Below are 19,755 nucleotides of genomic sequence, written 5' to 3'. Positions count from 1 at the left end.
GCCGCAGCCGGTGAGGGCGAGCAGGCAGACGAGCGCGGCCGGTCCGAGGAGTGCTGCACGGGACGTCATGGGTCGGTCTCTCAGTCCTGGGGCAGATGGACGGCGTACGCGTCGGGCAGGCCGTTGTTGCTGGCCTTCGCCATGCCGCCGTTGACGAAGTCGTCCTCGCTGACCCAGGTGGTCTGGCCCCACGGGTTGTAGATCTGCAGCATGTCACCCTCCTGGCCGACGATCATCATGGCGTGGCCGGACCGCTTGCCCTGGTCGTCGTACCCCTCGACGCCGATCGGCACCGGCTTGCCCTCCGCCACCGCCTTCTCGATCTCGGGCAGGACGTTGCGCCGGGCGTCCGCGTCCCGGACCTCCTGCAGCTCGTAGGAGGTGCCGGTGTCCGGGCTGACCTCCTTGTTGAGGACCTCCGTCTTGCCCTTCTGGTCCATGCCGTTCCAGTTGGCGCCGCCCTTGCCCTCCGTGTGCACCCGGTGCTGCTCCTCCACCAGGCGGCGCCGGAAGGCCGCGGGGTCGTTCTCCTGCCCGCTGGGCCCGCCCGTGAGCGAGAGGGCGTAGACGGGGTCGACCATGGCGCGGGCGGTGACGGTGGAGGAGGCGACACAGGTGCCCTCGCTGCCGTCGCCGCCCTGGGCCCACTGCTGGCCGCGGAAGCTCTGCAGGTCGGTGTTGATGTTGCTGCCGTTGCTCGGGTCGGTCCCCTCGTTCTTGAGGCTGTCGCCCTGGGTGACGATCGGCGTGAGGTGCTCCTGGAGCCAGGCCGGGTCCTTGCCGTGGATCTTCTTGCCGAACGTCTCGATGTCGTTCACGCCGTGGCCCGCGGCGAGGGCCTTCATCAGGTACGCCTTCTCCTGCGGGGAGGACGCCCCTGCCAGGAGCTGCTCCATCCGGGCCCGGTCGGCCGCGGACAGCTTCTCCATGGCCTGGCCGGAGCGTGCCAGCTCGTTGGCGGTGAGGATCTCGTTGTAGTCGGCCGCGCCGGCCGCGCCGCTGGTGTCGGCGAGCATCAGCCGGTCCACGGCGGTCAGGTCGTCGGTGCGCAGCTTCCCGGCGCGTGCCTCGGCCGCCCACTTGTTGAGGTCGCGGGCGGCGGCGCGGACGGCGTCGTCGGCGGTGACCGCGCCCTGGTGCATCAGGTCGACGCCGGCGGCGGCGAGGGTCCGGGCCGCCGCCAGCTCGGCCTTCTCCTCGTCCGTCTCCACCATGCGGTCGAAGAAGCCGTCCTTGCCGCCGAGCTGCCGTCTGGCGTCCGCCACCTTGGCGCGGCCGTCGGCGTCCTGCTTCTTCGCGCGCTCGAGCGCGTCCGCGAGGGTGACCAGTGCCTTCGCGCCGCCGTCGAACGCCTCGGACATCTGCGTCGCGGCGCGGGCGGCGGCGGCCACCGCGTCGGAGGCGCGCACGCTGGTGTCGCCGACCCACACCTCCGGCAGGCCCTTGCGGGCGACCTTGTTCACCCGGTCGTGCAGGTCGCCGGCCTTGTCGACCTGGCCGCGGTACCTCTTGGCGAGCGACTCCAGGGTCGCCGGGTCGCCCTCCGGCTCGGGGACGAAGAGCGCGCCGTCGATCTGGTCCAGCAGGTCGTTCTTGGTCGCCGCCTTGGGGATGCTCTCGCGCAGGCCGGCCAGCCAGGAGCGGCGGGCGGCGGGCGTGCCGAGCGGGCCGGAGAACAGCGAGTCGAAGAATCCCGTCATCGGTCCGCCCTCAGTAGCCGGTGAGGGCCGACGGCCGCTCGGCGTACACGGGCATGGTGGTGAGGGCGCTGTCACCGGCCGGGGTGGGCATGGTGGTGAGCGTGCCGCCGGCGGGCACGGCGGCGGCCCGGGTGGCGACGGCGTGGTCGCTGCCCCGGTAGGCGCCCTTGGCCAGGCGCACCTTGCCCGCGAGTTCGTGCAGCGCGGAGCCGAGGGTGGTGGCCTCGGTCTCCCAGGCGGTGGCGAACGCGTTGAACGCCTCCGCCGATTCCGGGCCGCCGAGCACATTGTCGGTGTAGGAGCGGCCCGGGCGGACCGCTTCGGCGATGTGCCCCGCGTCGTCGCCCGCGCCGTCCAGTTCCTTCGCCTGCCCGGACATGCCGGACTTGACCGTGTAGCCGTCCGAAGACGCGCCCATCACGTTCCCCCGTTGCGATCGATCATGGCTGCGGGGGAGGCTAACACGCGGCGGCCGTACGGCCGTCCACGCGTCACAGGCCTCGCACGGGGCCGCCACACCTTCCACGCGTCAGCAGCGTTCCTGCTGGGAGAGAGCCGTCGCACATGCCAGGCCGCGCAGACCGCAAGCACCGCCTCGTCACCCGCTTCCAGCGGTACGTCGCCAATCCGCTCAACCGGCGCCTGCCGTGGCAGACCCTGCTGGAGACCACCGGCCGCACCTCCGGCCTGCCCCGGCGGACCCCGGTCGGCGGGCGCCGGGTCGGCGACTCCTTCTGGCTGGTCTCCGAGTTCGGCCTGCGGTCGCACTACGTGCGCAACATCCAGGCCGACCCGGCGGTCCGGGTGCGCATCGCGGGCCGCTGGCACCACGGCACCGCCCGTCTCCTCCCCGACGACGACCCCGTGGCCCGGCTGCGGGCCCTGCCCCGCTTCAACAGCGCGGCGGTACGGGCGTTCGGCACCCAGCTGCTGACGGTCCGGGTGGACCTGACGGACTGAGCCGCCTCATCCGGCCCGGTCGCACAGCTCCGTCACCAGCCGCACCACCGTCTCCGGGACCCGCAGGGTCGGCAGGTGGTCGCACTCCGCGACCCGGACCAGCCGGCAGCCGGGGATGCGGGCCGCCATGGCCTCGTTGCAGGCGACCACCCGGGGCGTGTCCCGCTCCCCCAGCAACAGGGCGGTGGGCAGGTCCAGTTCGGTCAGCCGGTCGAAGGCGGGCGGCTCGGGCCGGTCGTACCCGTAGGTGGCGAACCAGCCCGGGAACGAGTCCCGGATCAGCTCGGCGGCCCGGGTGTCCGGCGGGCTGCCGGCCGCGGCGAAGGTCCGCAGGGACAGCGCGAGCAGCCCGTCCATGTCGCCCGCCTGCGCCAGCCGGCCGATCTCGGCGGTCAGTTCGGGATCCTCCAGATCCGGATACCCGGTCACGCCCGGCACCAGCAGCCCCAGGGCCGCCACCCGTTCCGGCTCGCTCAGCGCGAAGCCGATCGCGGTCTTCCCGCCCAGGCTGCTGCCGACCAGCACCGCCCGGTCCAGCCCGAAGTGGTCCAGCACCCGCCCCAGGTCCGCGGTCTGCGTGTACGGCACCGTGGGCGCCGGGGACCGGCCGAAGCCCCGCGCCTCGTACCGGATCACCCGGTGACGCGCGGTCAGTGCGGGCAGCACCGGGTCCCACACCCGCGCGTCCGCGATCCCCGGGTGCAGCAGCACCAGGGGCAGTCCCTCGCCGCCGGAGTCGTCCGCCCAGACCTCGCCGCCGTCGACCTTCACCGTCTGCTCCATGGTGCCCACGGTGCCAGACGCTCAGCCCGGCCACACGAGGGACTGCACCTCGCTGTAGGCGTGCAGGGCGTACACGCCCACGTCCCGGCCGACGCCGCTGCGCTTGAACCCGCCGAACGGCGCCTCCATGTTGCGGCCGACCGTGTTGATGCCCACGCCGCCGGCCCGCAGCCGCCGGGCCACCCGGAAGGCCCGGGCCACGTCGCCGGACCAGACGTAGTCGATGAGCCCGTAGTCGGAGTCGTTGGCGAGGGCCACCGCCTCCTCCTCGTCCTCGACGGGGATCACCACCACGACGGGCCCGAAGATCTCCTCCCGGGCCACCCGCATGTCGTTGCCGCAGTCGGCGAGCAGGGTCGGCGCGACGAAGAACCCCCGTTCCAGCGGCGGCCGTTCGCCGCCGGCCACCAGCACGGCGCCCTCCTTCCGCCCGAGCGCGACGTACGACTCCACGCGCGCCCGGTGCTCGGCGGAGATCACCGGCCCGACCACCGTGCCCGGCTTGCCCGGGTCCCCCACCGTCAGCCCGCGGGCGTACGCGGCGAGGTGCTCCACCAGCCGCTCGTACACCCCGCGCTGGGCCAGCACCCGGGTCGGTGCCGTGCAGATCTGCCCGCTGTAGAAGGAGAAGGTGGTGCCGATGCCGGCGACGGCCGAGCCGAGGTCGGCGTCGTCGAAGACGAGCGCGGCCCCCTTCCCGCCCAGCTCCATCAACTGCCGTTTCATGTCCCGCCCGCACACCTCGGCGATGCGCCGGCCGACGGCCGTGGACCCGGTGAAGCTCACCATGTCGACGTCCCCGGAGGCCACCACGGCCTCGCCCACCGCGACGTCCCGCCCGGAGACCACGTTCACCACCCCCGGCGGCGCCCCGGCCGCCTGAAGCGCCTCGGCCATCCGGTACACCGACAGCGGATCCTGCGGGGCGGGCTTCACCACCACCGTGTTCCCCATGGCCAGCGCCGGGGCGATCTTGCCCGCCGGGTTCGCCCACGGGTTGTTGTACGAGGTGACGCAGGCGACGACCCCGACGGGCTGCCGTACCGCCAGCGCCCCCGTCACGCCGGCCTTCCCCATCGGCCCGGCCTCGTGGATCTGCGGGGCGATGGGCCACTCGGCGGGCTCCACGCGCGCGTACCGGCGGAACCGGGCCGCGGCCACCCCCACCTGCATCGCGCGGGCCGTCCCCGTGGTCGCGCCGGTCTCGGCCCGGGCCAGGTCCGCGTAGGGCACCAGCCGATCCCGGATGATCTCCGCGGCCCGCGCGAGCACCGCCGCCCGCTCCTCCGGCCGGGTCCGCGACCACGCCCCGAACGCCTCCCGGGCCGCCGCGCAGGCCGCCCGCGCCTGCTCCGGGGAGGCCTCCGGCGCCCAGCCGACGGTCTCCTCGGTGGCCGGGTCGGTCACCGGGTGGTGCCCGCCGTCCGGCGCCACCCACGCCCCGCCGACGAACAGCGGCTGCCCCTCGCTCACCGGGTGCTCACCGTCCGCGTGTCCCGCCCGGACCGCAGCACCCGGCCCGGTACGGCCCCCGACACCACGTCGTCCCGGACCGTCTCCACCCCGTTGACCCACACGGCCCGCACCCCGGTCGCCCGGGAGTCCAGCCGGGGGCTGTCCCCCGGCAGGTCGTGCACCAGCCGGGCCCGGCCGGCGTCGATCCGCTCGGGGTCGAACAGCACCAGGTCGGCGTGCCAGCCCTCGGCCACCCGGCCGCGCTCGCGCAGCCCGAAGAGCCGCGCCGGATCGTCGGTCAGCATCTTCACCGCCTGCTCCAGACCGACCAGCCTCCGCCCGCGCAGACAGTCCCCGAGGAACCGGGTGGTGTACGGCGCCCCGCACATCCGGTCCAGGTGCGCGCCCGCGTCGGAGCCGCCGAGCAGGACGTCCTCGTGCTGCCAGGTCTCGGCGCGCAGCGCCCAGGAGGCCGGGTCGTTGTCGCTCGGCATGGGCCACAGCACGGTCCGCAGCTCGTCCTGGGCGCAGATCTCCACCAGGCAGGCGAACGGGTCCTGCCCGCGCTCGGCCGCGATGTCCCGCACGACCCGGCCGGTGAGCCCCCGGTTGGCCGCGCTGTAGGTGTCCCCGATGACGTACCGCCCGAAGTCCGTGAGCCGCCGGAAGACGCCGGCCTCCTTGGACCGGGCCCGCCGCAGCAGCTCCTCGCGGACCCCGGGATCGCGCAGCCGGGCGATCCGCTCGGGCACGGGCAGCCCCAGGACCGGCCCCCACCCCGGGATGAGGTTGAGGGCGCAGAAGGTGCCCAGCGACATGTTCATGGGGGTCAGGATCGGCATGGTGAGCGCCACCACCCGCCCGCCGGCCTTCCGGGCCCGTTCGCTCGCGCTCAGCTGCCGCGGCACCCGCTCCGGCACGGCCGCGTCGATGGTGAGCACGTTCCAGTTCAACGGCCGTCCGGCCGCCGCGCTCATCTCCACGAGCAGCTCGATCTCGTCGTCGCCGAACTGGTCCAGGCACCCGGCGACGATCGCCTCGATCTGCGTCCCCTCGTGCTCGCCGACGGCCCGGGAGAGGGCCAGCAGTTCCTCGGGCCGCGCGTACCGGGAGGCGACCGGCCGCCCGTCCCCGTCGGAGTGCGTACCGGACTGGGTGGTGGACAGCCCCCAGGCGCCGGCGTCCATGGCCTCGTGCAGCAGCCGCAGCATGGCCGCGAGCTGTTCGTCGCCGGGCTGCCCGCCGACGGCGTCCGGGCCCATGACGTACCGCCGCAGCGCGCAGTGCCCCACCATGAACCCGGCGTTCACGGCGATCCGCCCCTCCAGGGCGTCCAGGTACTCACCGAAGGAGTGCCAGCTCCAGGGCGCCCCCTCCTCCAGCGCGACCAGGGACATCCCCTCCACCTTGGCCATCATGCGCCGTGTGTAGTCGGCGTCCTCGGGCCGGTCCGGATGCAGCGGCGCGAGTGTGAACCCGCAGTTCCCGCCGACCACGGTGGTCACGCCGTGCCGGAGGGAGGGGGTGGCGTACGGGTCCCAGAACAGCTGGGCGTCGTAGTGGGTGTGCGGGTCGACGAAGCCGGGGGCGAGGACGAGCCCGCGGGCGTCCTCGCTGGTGCGGGCCTCCTCGGTGACGGTACCGACGACGGCGATACGACCGTCCCGGATGCCGACGTCGGCGACGGAACCCGGCGCCCCCGTCCCGTCGACGACGGTCGCGCCTTTGACGAGGTGATCGAGCATGAACGGCTCCTCTTCAACTCGGATGCGAGCATCGCCCCGAAGGGGCGCGGGGAACTGCGCGAGCGACCACGGACCACCCGCACCCGCCGACGGTGATCAAGCCCCCTGTCGGAACCGCGAAGTCCGGTGGACCGGATCCGTGTCGATCCTCGGAATCACCTGCTCCCCGATCAGCCGGATCGTCCGCAGCGTCTCCTCCTTCGGCACCCCCACCGGCAGCCCGAAGCTCAGCTGGTCGGCCCCCGCCTGCTCCCACCGCTTGCACTGCCGCAGCACCTCGTCCGGGTCCCCGCAGATCAGCAGCTCCTCCTCGATCAGCAGCTCCACGAACTCCGGCGTGTACGGGGGCAGCGTCTCCGGCCACACCGGGAACCCCTCCGGCCGGGGGAACGTGTCGTGGTACCGGAACACCAGCGACGGCAGGTAGTGCAGCCCGCCGTTCACCGCGGTCTCGACGGCCTCGGCGTGCGTGGGCGCGCAGATCGCGGTCGTCGTGACCATCACGTTGTCGTTGACGAAGTCCCCCACCGGCTCGGCGTCCACGATCGCCGTCTTGTACTGCTCCAGCACCCACTCCATGTCGGACACCTTCTGGACGCTGAAGCCCAGCACGCCGAGCCCCTTGCGCGCGGCCATGGCGTACGACGGCGGGGAGCCGGCCGCGTACCACATCGCCGGGTGCGACTTCCCGTACGGCTTCGGCAGGACCTTGCGCGGCGGCAGCTGCCAGTGCTTGCCCTGGAAGCCGGCGTACTCGTCCTGGAGCCACATCTTCGGGAACTCGGCGATGGTCTCCTCCCAGATCTCCTTCGTGTGGTTCATGTCGGTGATGCCGGGCAGGAAGCCGAGGATCTCGTGCGACCCGGCCCCGCGCCCGCTGCCGAACTCGAAGCGGCCCTCGCTGAGGTGGTCGAGCATGGCGACCTTCTCGGCGACCTTCACCGGGTGGTTGACCGGGGCGAGCGGGTTGAAGATCCCGGAGCCCAGATGGATCCGCTCGGTGGCGTGGGCGAGGTAGCCGAGGAAGACGTCGTTGGCGGACAGGTGGGAGTACTCCTCCAGGAAGTGGTGCTCGGAGGCCCAGGCGTACTTGAAGCCGGACCTGTCCGCCTGGATGACGTACTCGGTCTCCTCCATCAGCGCCTTGTGCTCGGCCAGCGGGTCGGTCTCGGCGCGCTTGCCCACGTACCCCTGTACAAAGATCCCGAATTCCACGGCGGTTCACCGTCCTCGTCGTATCTGACGATCCGTCAGTTCTGTCCGTCGGGCGACTGTCGCACCGGCCGCGACCACCGTCAATAGCCGACGGTCCGTCAGACCACGCTGATCCCCGCCAGCCAGCCGCCGTCGATCACGAACGGCTGCCCGGTGATGTACGAGGAGTCGTCCGAGGTGAGGAAGAGGGCGAGCCGGGCCACCTCCTCCGGCCGGCCGATCCGGCCGAGCGGCACGAGTCCCCGGTACAGCTCGTCCAGGGCCCGGCTCGTCTCCTCCGGGTCGGCGTCCGGGTCCAGCCGGGCCGGGTTCGCCATCGCGGTGTCGACGGCGCCCGGGCAGATGGCGTTGACCCGGATCCGCCGGGCCGCCAGCTCCAGCGCGGCCACCCGGGTCAGCCCGAGCACCGCGTGCTTGGTGGCGGCGTACGCGCCCACGGCCGCCATGCCCGTCAGCGCCGTGTACGACGCGGTGTTGACGATCGTGCCGCCGTCGGCCATCTCCGGCGCCACCGCCTTCATCCCCAGGAAGCAGCCGACCTGGTTCACCCGCACCACCTGCATGAACTCGTCCAGCGGGGTGTCCACGAGGGCGTTGAAGCGCAGGATGCCCGCGTTGTTGACCAGCCCGTCGATCCGCCCGTACGTCCGCTTGACGGCGGCCACGGCCTCCCGCCAGTCGTCCTCCGTGCCCACGTCCAGGTGGACATAGGACGCCCCGATCTCCTCGGCGAGCGCCTTCCCCCGGCCGTCCAGCACGTCGGCCACGACCACCCGCGCGCCCTCCGCCCGGAACAGCCGCGCCTCCTGCTCGCCCTGCCCGCGCGCCGCCCCGGTGACGAGGACGACCCGCCCGTCCAGCTTGCCCATACCGCCTCCTCAGTCCAGCCGGGGCGCGACCTCCGCCCCGAACGCGTGGATCTGCTCGATGAGTTCGGCCCGGCTCCGGCTGCGGAACCGCACCTGGATCTGGTCCGCGCCCAGCGCCCGGTAGGCGCGCAGCGACCCGGCGATCTCCTCGGGCGGACCGGCGAGCGTGCGCCGTCCGACGTCCCAGCCGGGCCGGCCGACGTACAGCGGCTCGGTGAGGGCGCCGACGGTGTACGGCCCGCCGAGGCCGGCGTCCGCGCGCAGCCGCCTGATGCGCGCGATCTTCCGCGGCAGCCGCTCCCTGGGGTCGCCCTGCGGCAGCCAGCCGTCGCCCTTCAGCGCGGCCCGGCGGACGGCGGCGGGCGAGGAGCCGCCGACCCAGAGCGGGACCTGCGGCCGGGCGGGGCGGGGGCGCTGGCCGAGCCCCGCGAAGTCGTAGGTCTTCCCGTGGTGCTCGGGGTACTCGTCGGGCCCCAGGGCGGCGCGCAGCGCGTCCATCGTCTCGTCCAGCACGGCCCCGCGGCGCTCGAAGTCCACGCCGAGCGCCTCGAACTCCTCCCGCACGTGTCCGGCCCCCACCCCGAGGATCAGCCGGCCGCCGGAGAGGTGGTCGAGCGTGGCGTACTGCTTGGCGGTGAGCAGCGGGTGCCGGAGGCCGACGACGGCCACATGGCTGAGCAGCCGGATCCGCTCGGTGACGGCGGCGAGGTGGGCGAGGGTGGCCACCGGGTCGTACCAGACGGTGCTCATGGCCGGGGCGAGGCGGCGCGGGATCGCCACGTGGTCGCAGCAGGCGACGTACGCGAACCCCGCCGCGTCGGCCGCCCGGGCGACGGCGACCAGGTCATCGGGCCCGGCCCCGGTCTCCCACGGCTCGGCGTAGAGGGTGCTCTGCGACTGGACGGGCAGCTGGATGCCGTACGCCAGGGCGCTCACGCCCGCCACAGCCCTTCCGGGGTGAGCCCCAGCAGCTCGATGGCGTTCCCCCGGACGATCCGCTCCACCACGTCCGCCGCCAGGTGCCCCATCTGGGCCTCGCCGACCTCGCGGGACGCGGGCCAGGTGGAGTCGGAGTGCGGGTAGTCGGTCTCGTACAGGACGTTGCCGGCGCCGATGGCGTCGAGGTTGCGCAGCCCGAAGGCGTCGTCGAAGAAGCAGCCGTAGACGTGCTCGGCGAACAGCTCGGACGGCGGCCGGCGGACCTTGTCGGCGACCCCGCCCCACCCCCGGTTCTCCTCCCACACGACGTCCGCGCGTTCGAGGATGTACGGAATCCACCCGATCTGCCCCTCGGCGTACATGACCCTGAGGTGCGGGAAGCGCTCGAACTTGCCGCTCATCAGCCAGTCGACCATGGAGAAGCAGCAGTTGGCGAAGGTGATCGTGGAGCCGACGGCGGGCGGGGCGTCGGCGGAGGTGGACGGCATCCGGCTGCTGGAGCCGATGTGCATCGCGATCACCGTGCCGGTCTCGTCGCAGGCGGCGAGGAACGGATCCCAGGCGTCGGTGTGGACGGACGGCAGGCCCAGGTGCGGGGGGATCTCGGAGAAGGCGACGGCCCGGACGCCGCGGGCGGCGTTGCGCCGGACCTCCTCGGCGGCGAGGCGGGCGTCCCACAGGGGTATGAGCGTGAGCGGTATCAGCCGCCCGTGCGCCGCCGGCCCGCACCACTCCTCCACCATCCAGTCGTTGTAGGCGCGGACGCAGAGCAGGGCGAGTTCCCTGTCGGCGGCCTCGGTGAAGGTCTGTCCGCAAAAGCGCGGGAAGGTCGGGAAGCACAGGGCCGACTGCACGTGGTTGACGTCCATGTCGGCGAGCCGGGCGGACACGTCGTACGAGCCGGGGCGCATCTGCTCGTACGTGATGACCTCCAGCCGGACCTCGTCCCTGGCGCAGCCGACGGCGGTGTCGAGCCGGGTGAGGGGCCGGTGCAGGTCCTCGTACACCCACCAGTCGCCGAGGGGGCCCTCGTCACCGCCCGGCGTCCCCATGACGGGCTTGAACCGCCCCCCGAGGAAGGTCATCTCCTTCAGCGGGGCGCGCACGATCCGGGGCCCGACGTCCCGGTACTTCCTCGGCAGCCGGTCCTGCCACACGGCGGCGGGCTCAACGGTGTGGTCGTCGACGGAGATGATCAGCGGGAACTGTGTGGTCTCCATGAGCCTCACGGTAGCGCTGATCTGACGGTCCGTCAGCTACTGGTTTTCGGGTACCGGCATGCGGAGAGATTGTGAGGACCTTGTGGACCGAGGCGCGGCCTCTGTGATCGGCTGTGATCGGCGTCTCCCACGGCTGACGCAACCGCCCGGAACAAGGCAAACTGACGGGGTTGTTCGTGATGCCGAGGGGGGCGAACGCATGGACGGTGGGCCGCGAGTACCCGAGCAGCGGCGTGCCGGATCCGCGCCCGTCGCGGAAACCGGCCCGCTGCGCTTCGGCGTGCTCGGTCCCGTGCGGGCCTGGCGCGGCGAGGAGGCGCTCCACACGGGCTCCCCCCAGCAGCGCGCCCTGCTGGCCGCACTGCTGCTGCGCGAGGGCCGTACGGCCACGGCGGCGGAGCTGATCGACGCCCTGTGGGGATCCGAGCCGCCGTCCCAGGCACTGGCGGCGGTCCGCACCTACGCGTCCCGGCTCCGCAAGGTCCTCGACCCCGGGGTCCTGGTCAGCGAGTCCGGCGGCTACGCCGTCCGCGGCCTGGGCGAGGGCGCCCTGGACCTGGTCACCGCGCAGGACCTGGCGGCGGAGGCGGAGAAGGCGCGGGGCGCCGGGGACCTCGGGCACGCCCGCGAGCTGCTCAACCAGGCCCTGGCGCTCTGGGACGGCGAAGTCCTGGCCGGCGTGCCCGGCCCGTACGCCGAGGCCCAGCGGGCCCGGCTGGAGGAGTGGCGCCTCGGCCTCCTGGAAACCCGGCTGGACCTGGACCTGGAGCAGGGCTGCCACGCCGAGGCGGTCTCGGAACTCACGGCGCTGACCGCGGCGCATCCCCTGCGGGAGCGCCTGCGGGAGCTGCTGATGCTGGCGCTGTACCGCAGCGGGCGGCAGGCGGAGGCGCTGGCCGTCTACGCCGACACCCGCCGCCTGCTCGCCGAGGAACTGGGCGTGGACCCGCGCCCCGGCCTCAGCGAACTCCAGCAGCGCATCCTTCGGGCGGACCCGTCCCTGGCGGAGCCCGCCTCCCCGCTCGCGGAACCCACGTCGAGCCCCGTCCGCCCCGCCCAGCTGCCCGCCTCCGTGCCCGACTTCACGGGCCGCGCCTCCTTCGTGTCGGAACTGACCGAGGTCCTGTCCTCCGCGTCCGAGTCGGAGGGCCGGGTGATGGCGGTGTCGGCCCTGGCCGGCATCGGCGGGGTCGGCAAGACCACCCTGGCCGTCCACGTGGCCCACCGGGCGCGCTCGGCGTTCCCGGACGGCCAGCTGTACGTGGACCTCCAGGGCGCGGGCCCCCGCCCGGCGGAACCGGAGACGGTCCTGGGCTCGTTCCTCCGGGCGCTCGGCACGGCGGACGCGTCCGTCCCCGACAGCCTGGAGGAACGGGCGGCCCTCTACCGCTCGGTGCTGGACGGCCGCCGGGTCCTGGTCCTGCTGGACAACGCCAAGGACGCGGCCCAGGTACGGCCGCTGCTGCCGGGGACGGAGGGCTGCGCGGCCCTGGTCACCTCCCGGGTCCGCATGCTCGACCTCGCCGGGGCGCACCTGGTCGACCTCGACGTCATGTCCCCCGAAGAGGCCCTCGACCTCTTCACGAAGATCGTCGGCGAGGAACGGGTGGCGGCGGAGCGGGAGGCGGCCCTGGACGTGGTCGCCGCCTGCGGCTTCCTGCCGCTGGCGATCCGCATCGCGGCCTCCCGCCTGGCGGCCCGGCGCACCTGGACGGTCTCGGTCCTGGCCGCCAAGCTCGCCGACGAACGCCGTCGGCTTGATGAGTTGCAGGCCGGCGACCTGGCGGTGAAGGCCACCTTCGAACTGGGCTACGGCCAACTGGAACCACCCCAGGCCCGGGCCTTCCGCCTGCTGGGCCTGGCCGACGGCCCGGACATCTCCCTCGCAGCCGCGGCAGCCGTCCTGGACCTCCCCCCGGAGGACACGGAGGACCTCCTGGAGTCCCTGGTCGACACCTCCCTCCTGGAATCAGCAGCCCCCGGCCGCTACCGCTTCCACGACCTGGTCCGCCTGTACGCACGGGCCTGCGCGGAGAGGGACGAACAGCCGCCTTGCGAACGGGAGGCGGCGATGTCGCGGTTGCTGGACTTCTATCTGGCCACGACTGCCGGCGTGTACGCCATCGAGCGGCCCGGGGACAGGCTGGTGGACGACCTGGAGCCGACGGAGCATCCGGGGTTGCGGTTCACGGAAGCGGCGGCGGCGCTGGACTGGCTGTACACCGAAGCAGCACCGCTGCTCGCGTGCGTGCGGCAGTCCGCGGGGACGGAACGGCTGCGGCGGGGGGTGGACCTGTTGTGGGCCGCCCGGGACCTGGCCGAGTCGGGCGCCAACTCCCACCAGTACGAGACGACGGCGATGGCCATGTGCGAGGCGACGCAGGCGGCCGGCGACGTCCACGCCGAGGGCAGGGCCCGCACGACCCTCACGGGCGTGCTGCTGGTCTCCGGCCGGATCCAGCAAGCCGAAGAGGAGGCGCGGCTGGCCATGGAGTGCGCGATTGCCGCCGGCGACTCCACCGCCGCCAGCTGGGCAGCCCAGGACCGCGGGCTCATCGCCCTTCACCAACACCGCTACGCGGACGGCAAGGTCTTCTTCGATCGAGCCATAGACGGGTTCCGCGCTGCGGCCAACGGGCTGTGCGAGGCGACGGCCTTGTGCAATCTCTCGCGTGCCTACATGGGGATGGGGAACATCGCGAAGGCCATCGAGTTCGCTCAGCACGGTCTCGCCGTCCACGTCGAAGTGGGCAGCACCATGCGGTTGGCCAACGGGCACTACGCACTGGGTGTGGCGCTGACCAAGGCCGACCGGCACGCCGAAGCCCTCAACCAGTTCTCCGAGGCACTGACCATCTTCACCGACCACCGGCAAAGGCTCTGGGAGGGGACCACTCACTTCCGGATCTCCGAGGCGCACATCGCGGCCTGTCGTCCCGCTCAAGCGGCGCAGCACGCCGAACAGGCCCTGGCACTGGGGTGCATCGGTGGCGACCGGACGCGGGGCAGTGTCCTGACGCTCCTGGGCCGTGCCCTCGCCGCCCTGGGCCAGGCGGACCGCGCGAGGGCGTGCTGGCGGGAGGCGCTCAACCTCTACGAACAGAACGGCGCGGAGGAAGCCCGAGAAGTGCGCGCCTTGCTCTCGCCGGCCACGGCGGCATAGGCAGGCCCGTACCAGCGCCCTCCGGCGTTCAGCATTCGTTTATCGGGACCCGGCACTCTCGTACGTGTCACACCGACGCTGCGGGGGGCAGGCGGTCTGACCAGGAGCCCGCCAGCTAGTGTGCGGCTCCGAACGCCCGTCCGGCGGCACTCGGGGGAGCTACCGGGCGGGCGTTCCGAACTCGCCAACACAGCAGAGGACTCAAGCTCATGAGCGACACCAAGAAGGCAGTGGACGCCACTCCGCTCGACAACAACATGCCGAGCGAGCCGCTGGCGGACGAGGACATCACCACGCTCGACAACAACATGCCGATCGGGCCGGCCAAGGATGCCATCAGGACGATGGACAACAACATGCCCGCGCCGCCCGCCCTGGACCTGGACGGCAAGAAGTAAGCCACCACCCCGACGGGGATCGGCCGCGGCGGCGCGGAGGGGGAGCCGTCGCGGCCGAGGTGTGTTCCGGGCGCGTCCCGAGCGCGCCCATACACGCAACAACGGGAGGACACCATGACGCTCGCCAAGAAGATCGTGGCCACCGTTGCCCTGATCCTCGGTGCCACCGCCGCGGCTGCGAGCCCGGCGCCGGCCGACAACCACATGCCGGTGAGCCCGGACGGCTCGCAGAGCACGGTCGTCGTGCCGCTGGACAGTCACGCCGGCTGAAGCCGGCACCGCCCGACGGGAACGGCCCGGCGCCCCGCGCCGGGCCGTTCCCGTGCGTCCGGGTGGCGTCATCCCCTCCCCCGCAACTCCCCCTTCACCACCTTCCCGCTCGCGTTGCGCGGGAGCGCCGGTACGAATTCCACCGCCCTCGGGACCTTGTAGTTCGCCATCTCGCGGCGGGACCAGGCGATCAGGTCGGCCGCGGTGAGGAGGGAGCCGGGGGCGCGGACGACGTAGGCCTTGGCGACCTCGCCGAGGCGGGGGTCCGGGATGCCGATGACGGCCGCGTCGACCACCTCGGGGTGGGTGACGAGGCGTTGCTCTATCTCCGCCGGGTAGGCGTTGAAGCCGCCGACGATGAACATGTCCTTCAGGCGGTCGGTGATGCGGAGGTTGCCGGACGGGTCCAGGACGCCTATGTCGCCGGTGCGGAGCCAGCCGTCCGGCGTCATCGCGTCCGCCGTCGCCTGCGGGTCGGCGTAGTAGCCCTGCATCACGTTGAAGCCGCGGACCTGCACCTCCCCGGGGGTGCCGGAGGGGGCCGCCACTCTCACCTCCGTGCCGGGGACGGCCCGGCCGGAGGTGGTCGCGATCAGGGACGGGGCGTCGCCGCGCCGGCACATCGTGACGATGCCGCTCGCCTCCGAGAGGCCGTAGGCGGTGAGGACCGTGTCCACGGCCAGTTCGTCGCCCAGGCGTTCCACCAGCCTGAGCGGCACCACGGCCGCGCCCGTCACCACCAGGCGGAGGGACGACAGGTCGTGGGCGTCCCGGGCCGGATGGTCCAGGAGCTGCTGGAGGAGGGTCGGCGGGCCCGGCAGGACCGAGATCCGTTCCGCGGCGATGTTGGCCAGGGCCGTCTCGACGTTGAACACCGGCTGCGGGACCATCGTCGCCCCGCGCAGGAGGCAGGCGACCACCCCGGCCTTGTAGCCGAAGGCGTGGAAGAACGGGTTGATGATCAGGTAGCGGTCGGACGGGCGCAGGCCGGCCAGGTCGGCCCAGATGTCGTACGCCCGCAGGGTCTGGCCGTGCGTGATCACCGCGCCCTTGGGGCGGCCCGTCGTACCCGACGTGTAGATGATGTCCGAGGTGGACGTCCCCGTCAGCTGCTCCTCCCGGAGCCTCACGTCCCGCGCGGGGACGCCCGCGCCCGCCGCCAGGAAGTCCTTCCACGTCTCGAACTCCGCCGGGGCGTCGTCGGACAGGACCACCACCCGTTCCAGGCCGGGGAGGGCCGGGAGGGGGCGTTGCGCGGCCGGGCCCTCGCCAACCGCCCTCCGCAGGGAGGCGACGTACGACGTGCCCAGGAAGGTGCCGGTGACGAACAGCAGGCGGGCCCCGCTGCGGCGCAGTACGTCCGCGGCCTCCGCGCCCTTGAAGCGGGTGTTCAGCGGGACCAGTACCGCCCCCGCCGAGACCGCGCCCAGGGCCGCCACCATCCAGTCCAGGGAGTTGGGGGCCCAGACGGCCACCCGGTCGCCCACCTCCACGCCGCCGGCCAGGCAGGCCGCCGCCGTGCGTTCGACGCGGGCGCCCAGTTCGGCGTACGTGATCCGGTGACGGCCGTCCACCACGGCCTCCGCGTCCGCGTACCGCTCGGCCGCCGACCGCACCAGTTCCGGGATGGTCTCCCACTCCCCAGCCATGGACGCCTCCAGCGCAGACCCTCACCCAGCTGACTCCTCGTCAGGTTAGCTGTAATCTGACGAGTCGTCAGGAGAGGGGGCTCATATGACAGCCTCAGGGCTCAAGGACGCCGTCGCCATCGTCGGGATCGGGCAGACCGCGTTCGCCAGGCAGCTCGCCGAGGACGAGAAGACGCTCGCCTGCCGGGCCGTGCTCGCCGCGCTCGACGACGCGGGCATCGCGCCCGGTGAGGTCGACGCGCTCGCCTCCTACACCATGGAGGAGACCGACGAGGTGGAGCTGGCCAAGGCCGTCGGCTTCGGGGATCTGACCTTCTTCAGCAGGGTGGGGTACGGAGGGGGCGGCTCCTGCGCGACCGTCGCGCACCTCGCCGCAGCCATCGCCACGGGGCAGGCCACCGTGGGCGTCGCCTGGCGGTCGCGGAAACGGGGGAGCGGGCCCCGGCCGTGGACCGACACCAGCGCTCGACTGCCCACCCCGGCCCAGTGGACCCGGCCCTTCGGGCTGCTGCGGCCCGTCGACGAGATCGCCATGCTCGCGCGCCGCTACATGCACGAGTACGGCGTCACCCGCGACCACCTCTTCAACGTCGCGCTGGCCTGCCGGAACCGCGCCAACCAGAACCCCGCCGCCGTGATGTACGACCGGCCGCTCACCCGCGAGATGTACATGACCTCCCGCTGGATCAGCGAGCCGCTGTGCCTCTACGACAACTGCCTGGAGACGGACGGGGCGCTGGCCTGCGTGGTCGTCGGCAGGGAGCGGGCCCGGGACTGCGCCGAGAAGCCCGTGTACGTCCACGCCGCCGCGCAGGGCCTGCCCGCGCAGCACCACGGCATGGTCAACTACTGGAACGACGACCCGCTCACCGGCCCCGCCTGGACCGCCGCCCGGCATCTGTGGAAGCACGCCGACTTCACGCCGCGGGAGGTCGACGTGGCGCAGATCTACGACGCCTTCACCGCCCTGATCCCGCTCTCCCTGGAGGGCTACGGCTTCTGCGGGCGGGGCGAGGGCGGGGCCTTCACCGAGCAGGGCGGCCTGGAGATCGGCGGGCGGCTGCCGCTCAACACCGGCGGGGGCGGGCTGAGCGAGGCCTACGTGCACGGCTTCAACCTCGTCAACGAGGGCGTCAAGCAACTGCGCGGGACCAGTACCGCGCAGGTTCCCGGTGCCGAGACCTGCCTGGTCACGGCCGGTGAAGGCGTCCCCACCTCCGCCCTTCTGCTGAGGAGCTGACCGCCATGCTGAGTCCGGTCCCCGACGCCGACGGCGCCCCCTTCTGGGAGTACGCGGCCCGTGGCGAGCTGCGCGTCCAGCGTTGCGCCGACTGCGGGGAACCGCGTTTCCCGCCCCGGCCCTGCTGCCCGCACTGCCAGTCCTTCGCGAGCGCGTGGCGGGCGGTGTCGGGGCGCGGGCGGGTGTGGTCGTACGTCGTGCCGCATCCGCCGCTGCTGCCCGGGTACGCGGAGCTGGCGCCGTACAACGTGGTCGTCGTGGAGCTGGAGGAGGCGCCGCGGATACGGCTCGTGGGGAACGTGGTGGCGCACGCCGGGGCGCCGCCGGACTCCGTCGATCCGGCGCGGCTGCGGATCGGCGCCCCGGTGCGGGCGGTCTTCTCCGGCGGGCTGCCGCAGTGGGTGCCGGCGTGAGCACCGTCCGCCTCGCCGTCGACGAGGACAGCGGTATCGCCGTCGTCACCCTGGACCGGCCCGCGCGGCTCAACGCCATCGATCTCCGGACGGCCAAGGAACTCGGCCGCACCTGGCGGGCCTTGCGGTTCGACGACCGGGTGCGGGCCGTCGTGCTCACCGGGAGCGGGCGGCGGGCGTTCTGCACGGGGATCGACCGGGACGCCGTCGTGCCGCAGCCGAACTCGCCGTACATGCAGGACGATCCGCTGCTGGGCGTCGGGCCGAAGACGAACGGGCTGTGGAAGCCGGTCGTCGCCGCGGTGGAGGGGATGGCCTGCGGGGGCGCCTTCTATCTGCTCGGGGAGTGCGACTTCCTCGTCGCCGGAGCCGACGCCGTCTTCTTCGACCCGCACACCACCTACGGGATGGTCAGCGCCTACGAGTCGATGCTCATGGCGCAGCGCATGCCGTACGGCGAGGTCGCTCGGATGGTGCTCATGGGCGGCGCCGAGCGGCTCTCGGCGCGGCGGGCGTACGAGGTCGGTCTCGTCTCGGAAGTGACCGAGCCGGGTGCGGCGTCGGGGGCGGCCACGGACTGCGCCGCGGTGATCGCCGGGTATCCGACGGAGGCCGTGCAGGGGTCGGTGCGGGCGCTGTGGGCGGCCCGGGAGGCCGGTCTGGCCCAGGCGTTCGCGCAGGCCCCGCACCTGATCTCGCTGGGGAACCTGCCGAGCGCGCGGCAGGCGGAGCTGTTCGCCGCCCGCCGCGCGGAGTTCAGGACGCGGTGAGTCCAGGACGCGGCGGGCTCACCAGTGGTAGGACGCGACCGGGTCCAGGTCGCAGTGGTCGACCTGCGGGGCGCTCTCCTCGGCGTTGTCCACCGGCACCCGGACGGTCCTCGTGCCGTTCGCGGGCACGGTGACCTCCTCGATGGTGCCGTTGACCGTCATGTCGTCCGCGTCCTCGAAGACGAGGTGGACGTCGAAGGTGCTCGTGGCGGCGTTCGGGTTGGTGACCTCGACGGTCGCGTAGGGGTGCCGCACCGTCGCGCAGCTCACCAGCCGTGCCGTTCCGTCCTCGTGGCCGGAGGCGGACGAACCGCCGGACGAGCCGCCGGAGCTGTCGTCGCCGTAGTCGTCATCGTCGTAGTCGTGGTGCGTGCCGGAGCCGTAGCCGCCGCCCGACGACGTGGACGAGGAGCTGTCGTGGTCCTGGCCGGAGCTGCTGCACCCGCCACCGCCGCCGCCGTCACCGCCNNGCGGCCCTTGAAGCCGGTCAGGGCCAGGACGACCAGGACCGATACCGCCGTGAGTCTGAGCATGTGTCCCCGTCGATGCATGCCAGCACCCTAGGGCACGCCTGTCACGGTCATGTCACTGTGTGGCGACCGCCGCGTACCCGGCGTAGCGTCTGCCCTGAGAGCGGTGACCGAACGCCGCTCCCCCGCGACGACGGCCGCCGTCCGAAGCCCTTCCGTGTGACCGGTGCGACGGCCGTCACCCCCTCACGCGGTCCGCGCGGTCCCCGTGCCCTTCTCCGCGTCCAGCGCGTACACGCACCGGTCCTTGCTGCACGCGTACACCACGCCGTCCTTGACCACCGGGGAGCCGGTGATCTCGCCGCCGGTCGCCAGCTTCCAGCGCAGGCGTCCGTCGTCGGCCTTCAGGGTGTAGAGCAGGTGGTCGGTGGAGCCGAAGTGGATCCGGCCCTCGGCCACCGCGGGCGCGCCCACGACCTCGCCGCCCGCCTGGAAG

The 19,755-nt window shown here is 73.1% G+C and carries 18 protein-coding genes and 1 pseudogene; 7 read left to right on the top strand and 12 right to left on the bottom strand.

Features of this window, described 5'->3' with window-relative positions; translation table 11 throughout:
* Positions 1–80 precede the first annotated feature (80 nt).
* The gene (locus CCN44_RS18985; RefSeq protein ID WP_059250633.1) at positions 81–1,700 is read right to left on the bottom strand and encodes a WXG100 family type VII secretion target; all 1,620 of its coding nucleotides are present in this window, start codon (positions 1,698–1,700) and stop codon (positions 81–83) included.
* Positions 1,701–1,710: 10 nt separating this feature from the next.
* A complete protein-coding gene (locus CCN44_RS18980) occupies positions 1,711–2,118 on the bottom strand; it encodes a hypothetical protein (RefSeq protein ID WP_189397160.1) in 408 nt (135 codons plus the stop codon).
* A gap of 146 nt (positions 2,119–2,264) precedes the next feature.
* Here CCN44_RS18980 and CCN44_RS18975 point away from each other — a divergent pair, with 146 nt between their 5' ends.
* Positions 2,265–2,660, top strand: coding sequence for a nitroreductase/quinone reductase family protein (locus tag CCN44_RS18975; protein WP_059250631.1), 396 nt, complete (start codon positions 2,265–2,267; stop codon positions 2,658–2,660).
* Between the two features lie 6 nt (positions 2,661–2,666).
* Here CCN44_RS18975 and CCN44_RS18970 read toward each other — a convergent pair whose 3' ends face one another.
* The 7 genes from CCN44_RS18970 to CCN44_RS18940 form a co-directional block, all read right to left on the bottom strand.
* Entirely contained in the window at positions 2,667–3,443 is a 777-nt protein-coding gene (locus tag CCN44_RS18970; RefSeq protein WP_059255091.1) for an alpha/beta fold hydrolase, read from the bottom strand.
* Between the two features lie 21 nt (positions 3,444–3,464).
* A complete protein-coding gene (locus CCN44_RS18965; RefSeq protein WP_086698353.1) occupies positions 3,465–4,916 on the bottom strand; it encodes an aldehyde dehydrogenase family protein in 1,452 nt (483 codons plus the stop codon).
* Positions 4,913–6,643: an N-acyl-D-amino-acid deacylase family protein gene (locus CCN44_RS18960; protein WP_086698352.1), complete on the bottom strand. Its 1,731-nt coding sequence runs from the start codon at positions 6,641–6,643 to the stop codon at positions 4,913–4,915. Before CCN44_RS18960 ends, CCN44_RS18965 begins: the two co-directional genes overlap by 4 nt.
* Before the next feature lie 96 nt (positions 6,644–6,739).
* Positions 6,740–7,858 carry an LLM class flavin-dependent oxidoreductase gene (locus CCN44_RS18955; RefSeq protein ID WP_086698351.1) on the bottom strand — a complete coding sequence of 373 codons (1,119 nt, stop codon included), beginning with the start codon at positions 7,856–7,858 and terminating at the stop codon, positions 6,740–6,742.
* A gap of 98 nt (positions 7,859–7,956) precedes the next feature.
* Positions 7,957–8,727 carry an SDR family NAD(P)-dependent oxidoreductase gene (locus tag CCN44_RS18950; RefSeq protein ID WP_086698350.1) on the bottom strand — a complete coding sequence of 257 codons (771 nt, stop codon included), beginning with the start codon at positions 8,725–8,727 and terminating at the stop codon, positions 7,957–7,959.
* 9 nt (positions 8,728–8,736) lie between these two features.
* A complete protein-coding gene (locus CCN44_RS18945) occupies positions 8,737–9,654 on the bottom strand; it encodes a TIGR03619 family F420-dependent LLM class oxidoreductase (RefSeq protein WP_086698356.1) in 918 nt (305 codons plus the stop codon).
* Between the two features lie 5 nt (positions 9,655–9,659).
* Positions 9,660–10,886: an amidohydrolase family protein gene (locus CCN44_RS18940; RefSeq protein ID WP_086698349.1), complete on the bottom strand. Its 1,227-nt coding sequence runs from the start codon at positions 10,884–10,886 to the stop codon at positions 9,660–9,662.
* 199 nt (positions 10,887–11,085) lie between these two features.
* Between CCN44_RS18940 and CCN44_RS18935 the strand changes: the two genes are divergently transcribed.
* The 3 genes from CCN44_RS18935 (at position 11,086) to CCN44_RS45085 (ending at position 14,717) form a co-directional block, all read left to right on the top strand.
* The gene (locus CCN44_RS18935) at positions 11,086–14,049 is read left to right on the top strand and encodes an AfsR/SARP family transcriptional regulator (protein ID WP_086698348.1); all 2,964 of its coding nucleotides are present in this window, start codon (positions 11,086–11,088) and stop codon (positions 14,047–14,049) included.
* A 209-nt stretch (positions 14,050–14,258) separates the two neighbouring features.
* Positions 14,259–14,447, top strand: coding sequence for a hypothetical protein (locus CCN44_RS18930; RefSeq protein WP_059250617.1), 189 nt, complete (start codon positions 14,259–14,261; stop codon positions 14,445–14,447).
* Positions 14,448–14,561: 114 nt separating this feature from the next.
* Complete coding sequence (locus tag CCN44_RS45085) at positions 14,562–14,717, top strand: hypothetical protein (RefSeq protein WP_167404002.1); 156 nt, start codon at positions 14,562–14,564, stop codon at positions 14,715–14,717.
* A gap of 68 nt (positions 14,718–14,785) precedes the next feature.
* Here CCN44_RS45085 and CCN44_RS18925 read toward each other — a convergent pair whose 3' ends face one another.
* Positions 14,786–16,366 (bottom strand): FadD3 family acyl-CoA ligase, encoded by a 1,581-nt coding sequence (locus CCN44_RS18925; RefSeq protein WP_086698347.1) that lies wholly within the window; start codon positions 16,364–16,366, stop codon positions 14,786–14,788.
* A gap of 85 nt (positions 16,367–16,451) precedes the next feature.
* Here CCN44_RS18925 and CCN44_RS18920 point away from each other — a divergent pair, with 85 nt between their 5' ends.
* The 3 genes from CCN44_RS18920 to CCN44_RS18910 are packed head-to-tail and all read left to right on the top strand — an operon-like array spanning position 16,452 to position 18,789.
* The gene (locus CCN44_RS18920) at positions 16,452–17,606 is read left to right on the top strand and encodes a lipid-transfer protein (RefSeq protein ID WP_086698346.1); all 1,155 of its coding nucleotides are present in this window, start codon (positions 16,452–16,454) and stop codon (positions 17,604–17,606) included.
* Between the two features lie 5 nt (positions 17,607–17,611).
* On the top strand, positions 17,612–18,019 hold the full coding sequence (locus CCN44_RS18915; protein ID WP_086698345.1) for a Zn-ribbon domain-containing OB-fold protein: 408 nt from the start codon (positions 17,612–17,614) through the stop codon (positions 18,017–18,019).
* On the top strand, positions 18,016–18,789 hold the full coding sequence (locus tag CCN44_RS18910) for an enoyl-CoA hydratase/isomerase family protein (protein WP_086698355.1): 774 nt from the start codon (positions 18,016–18,018) through the stop codon (positions 18,787–18,789). Before CCN44_RS18915 ends, CCN44_RS18910 begins: the two co-directional genes overlap by 4 nt.
* A gap of 18 nt (positions 18,790–18,807) precedes the next feature.
* On the opposite strand, the pseudogene CCN44_RS18905 reads toward CCN44_RS18910, so the two are convergent.
* Both CCN44_RS18905 and CCN44_RS18900 read right to left on the bottom strand, forming a co-directional pair.
* Positions 18,808–19,322 (bottom strand): annotated as a pseudogene (locus CCN44_RS18905) (hypothetical protein).
* A 183-nt stretch (positions 19,323–19,505) separates the two neighbouring features.
* Positions 19,506–19,755 (bottom strand): outer membrane protein assembly factor BamB family protein (locus CCN44_RS18900; RefSeq protein ID WP_143649852.1); only part of this gene is annotated, 250 nt, incomplete at its 5' end.

Source organism: Streptomyces tricolor (genome assembly GCF_002155905.1).
Lineage (GTDB): Bacteria > Actinomycetota > Actinomycetes > Streptomycetales > Streptomycetaceae > Streptomyces > Streptomyces tricolor.
This window is presented reverse-complemented; position numbering and strand designations above follow the sequence as displayed.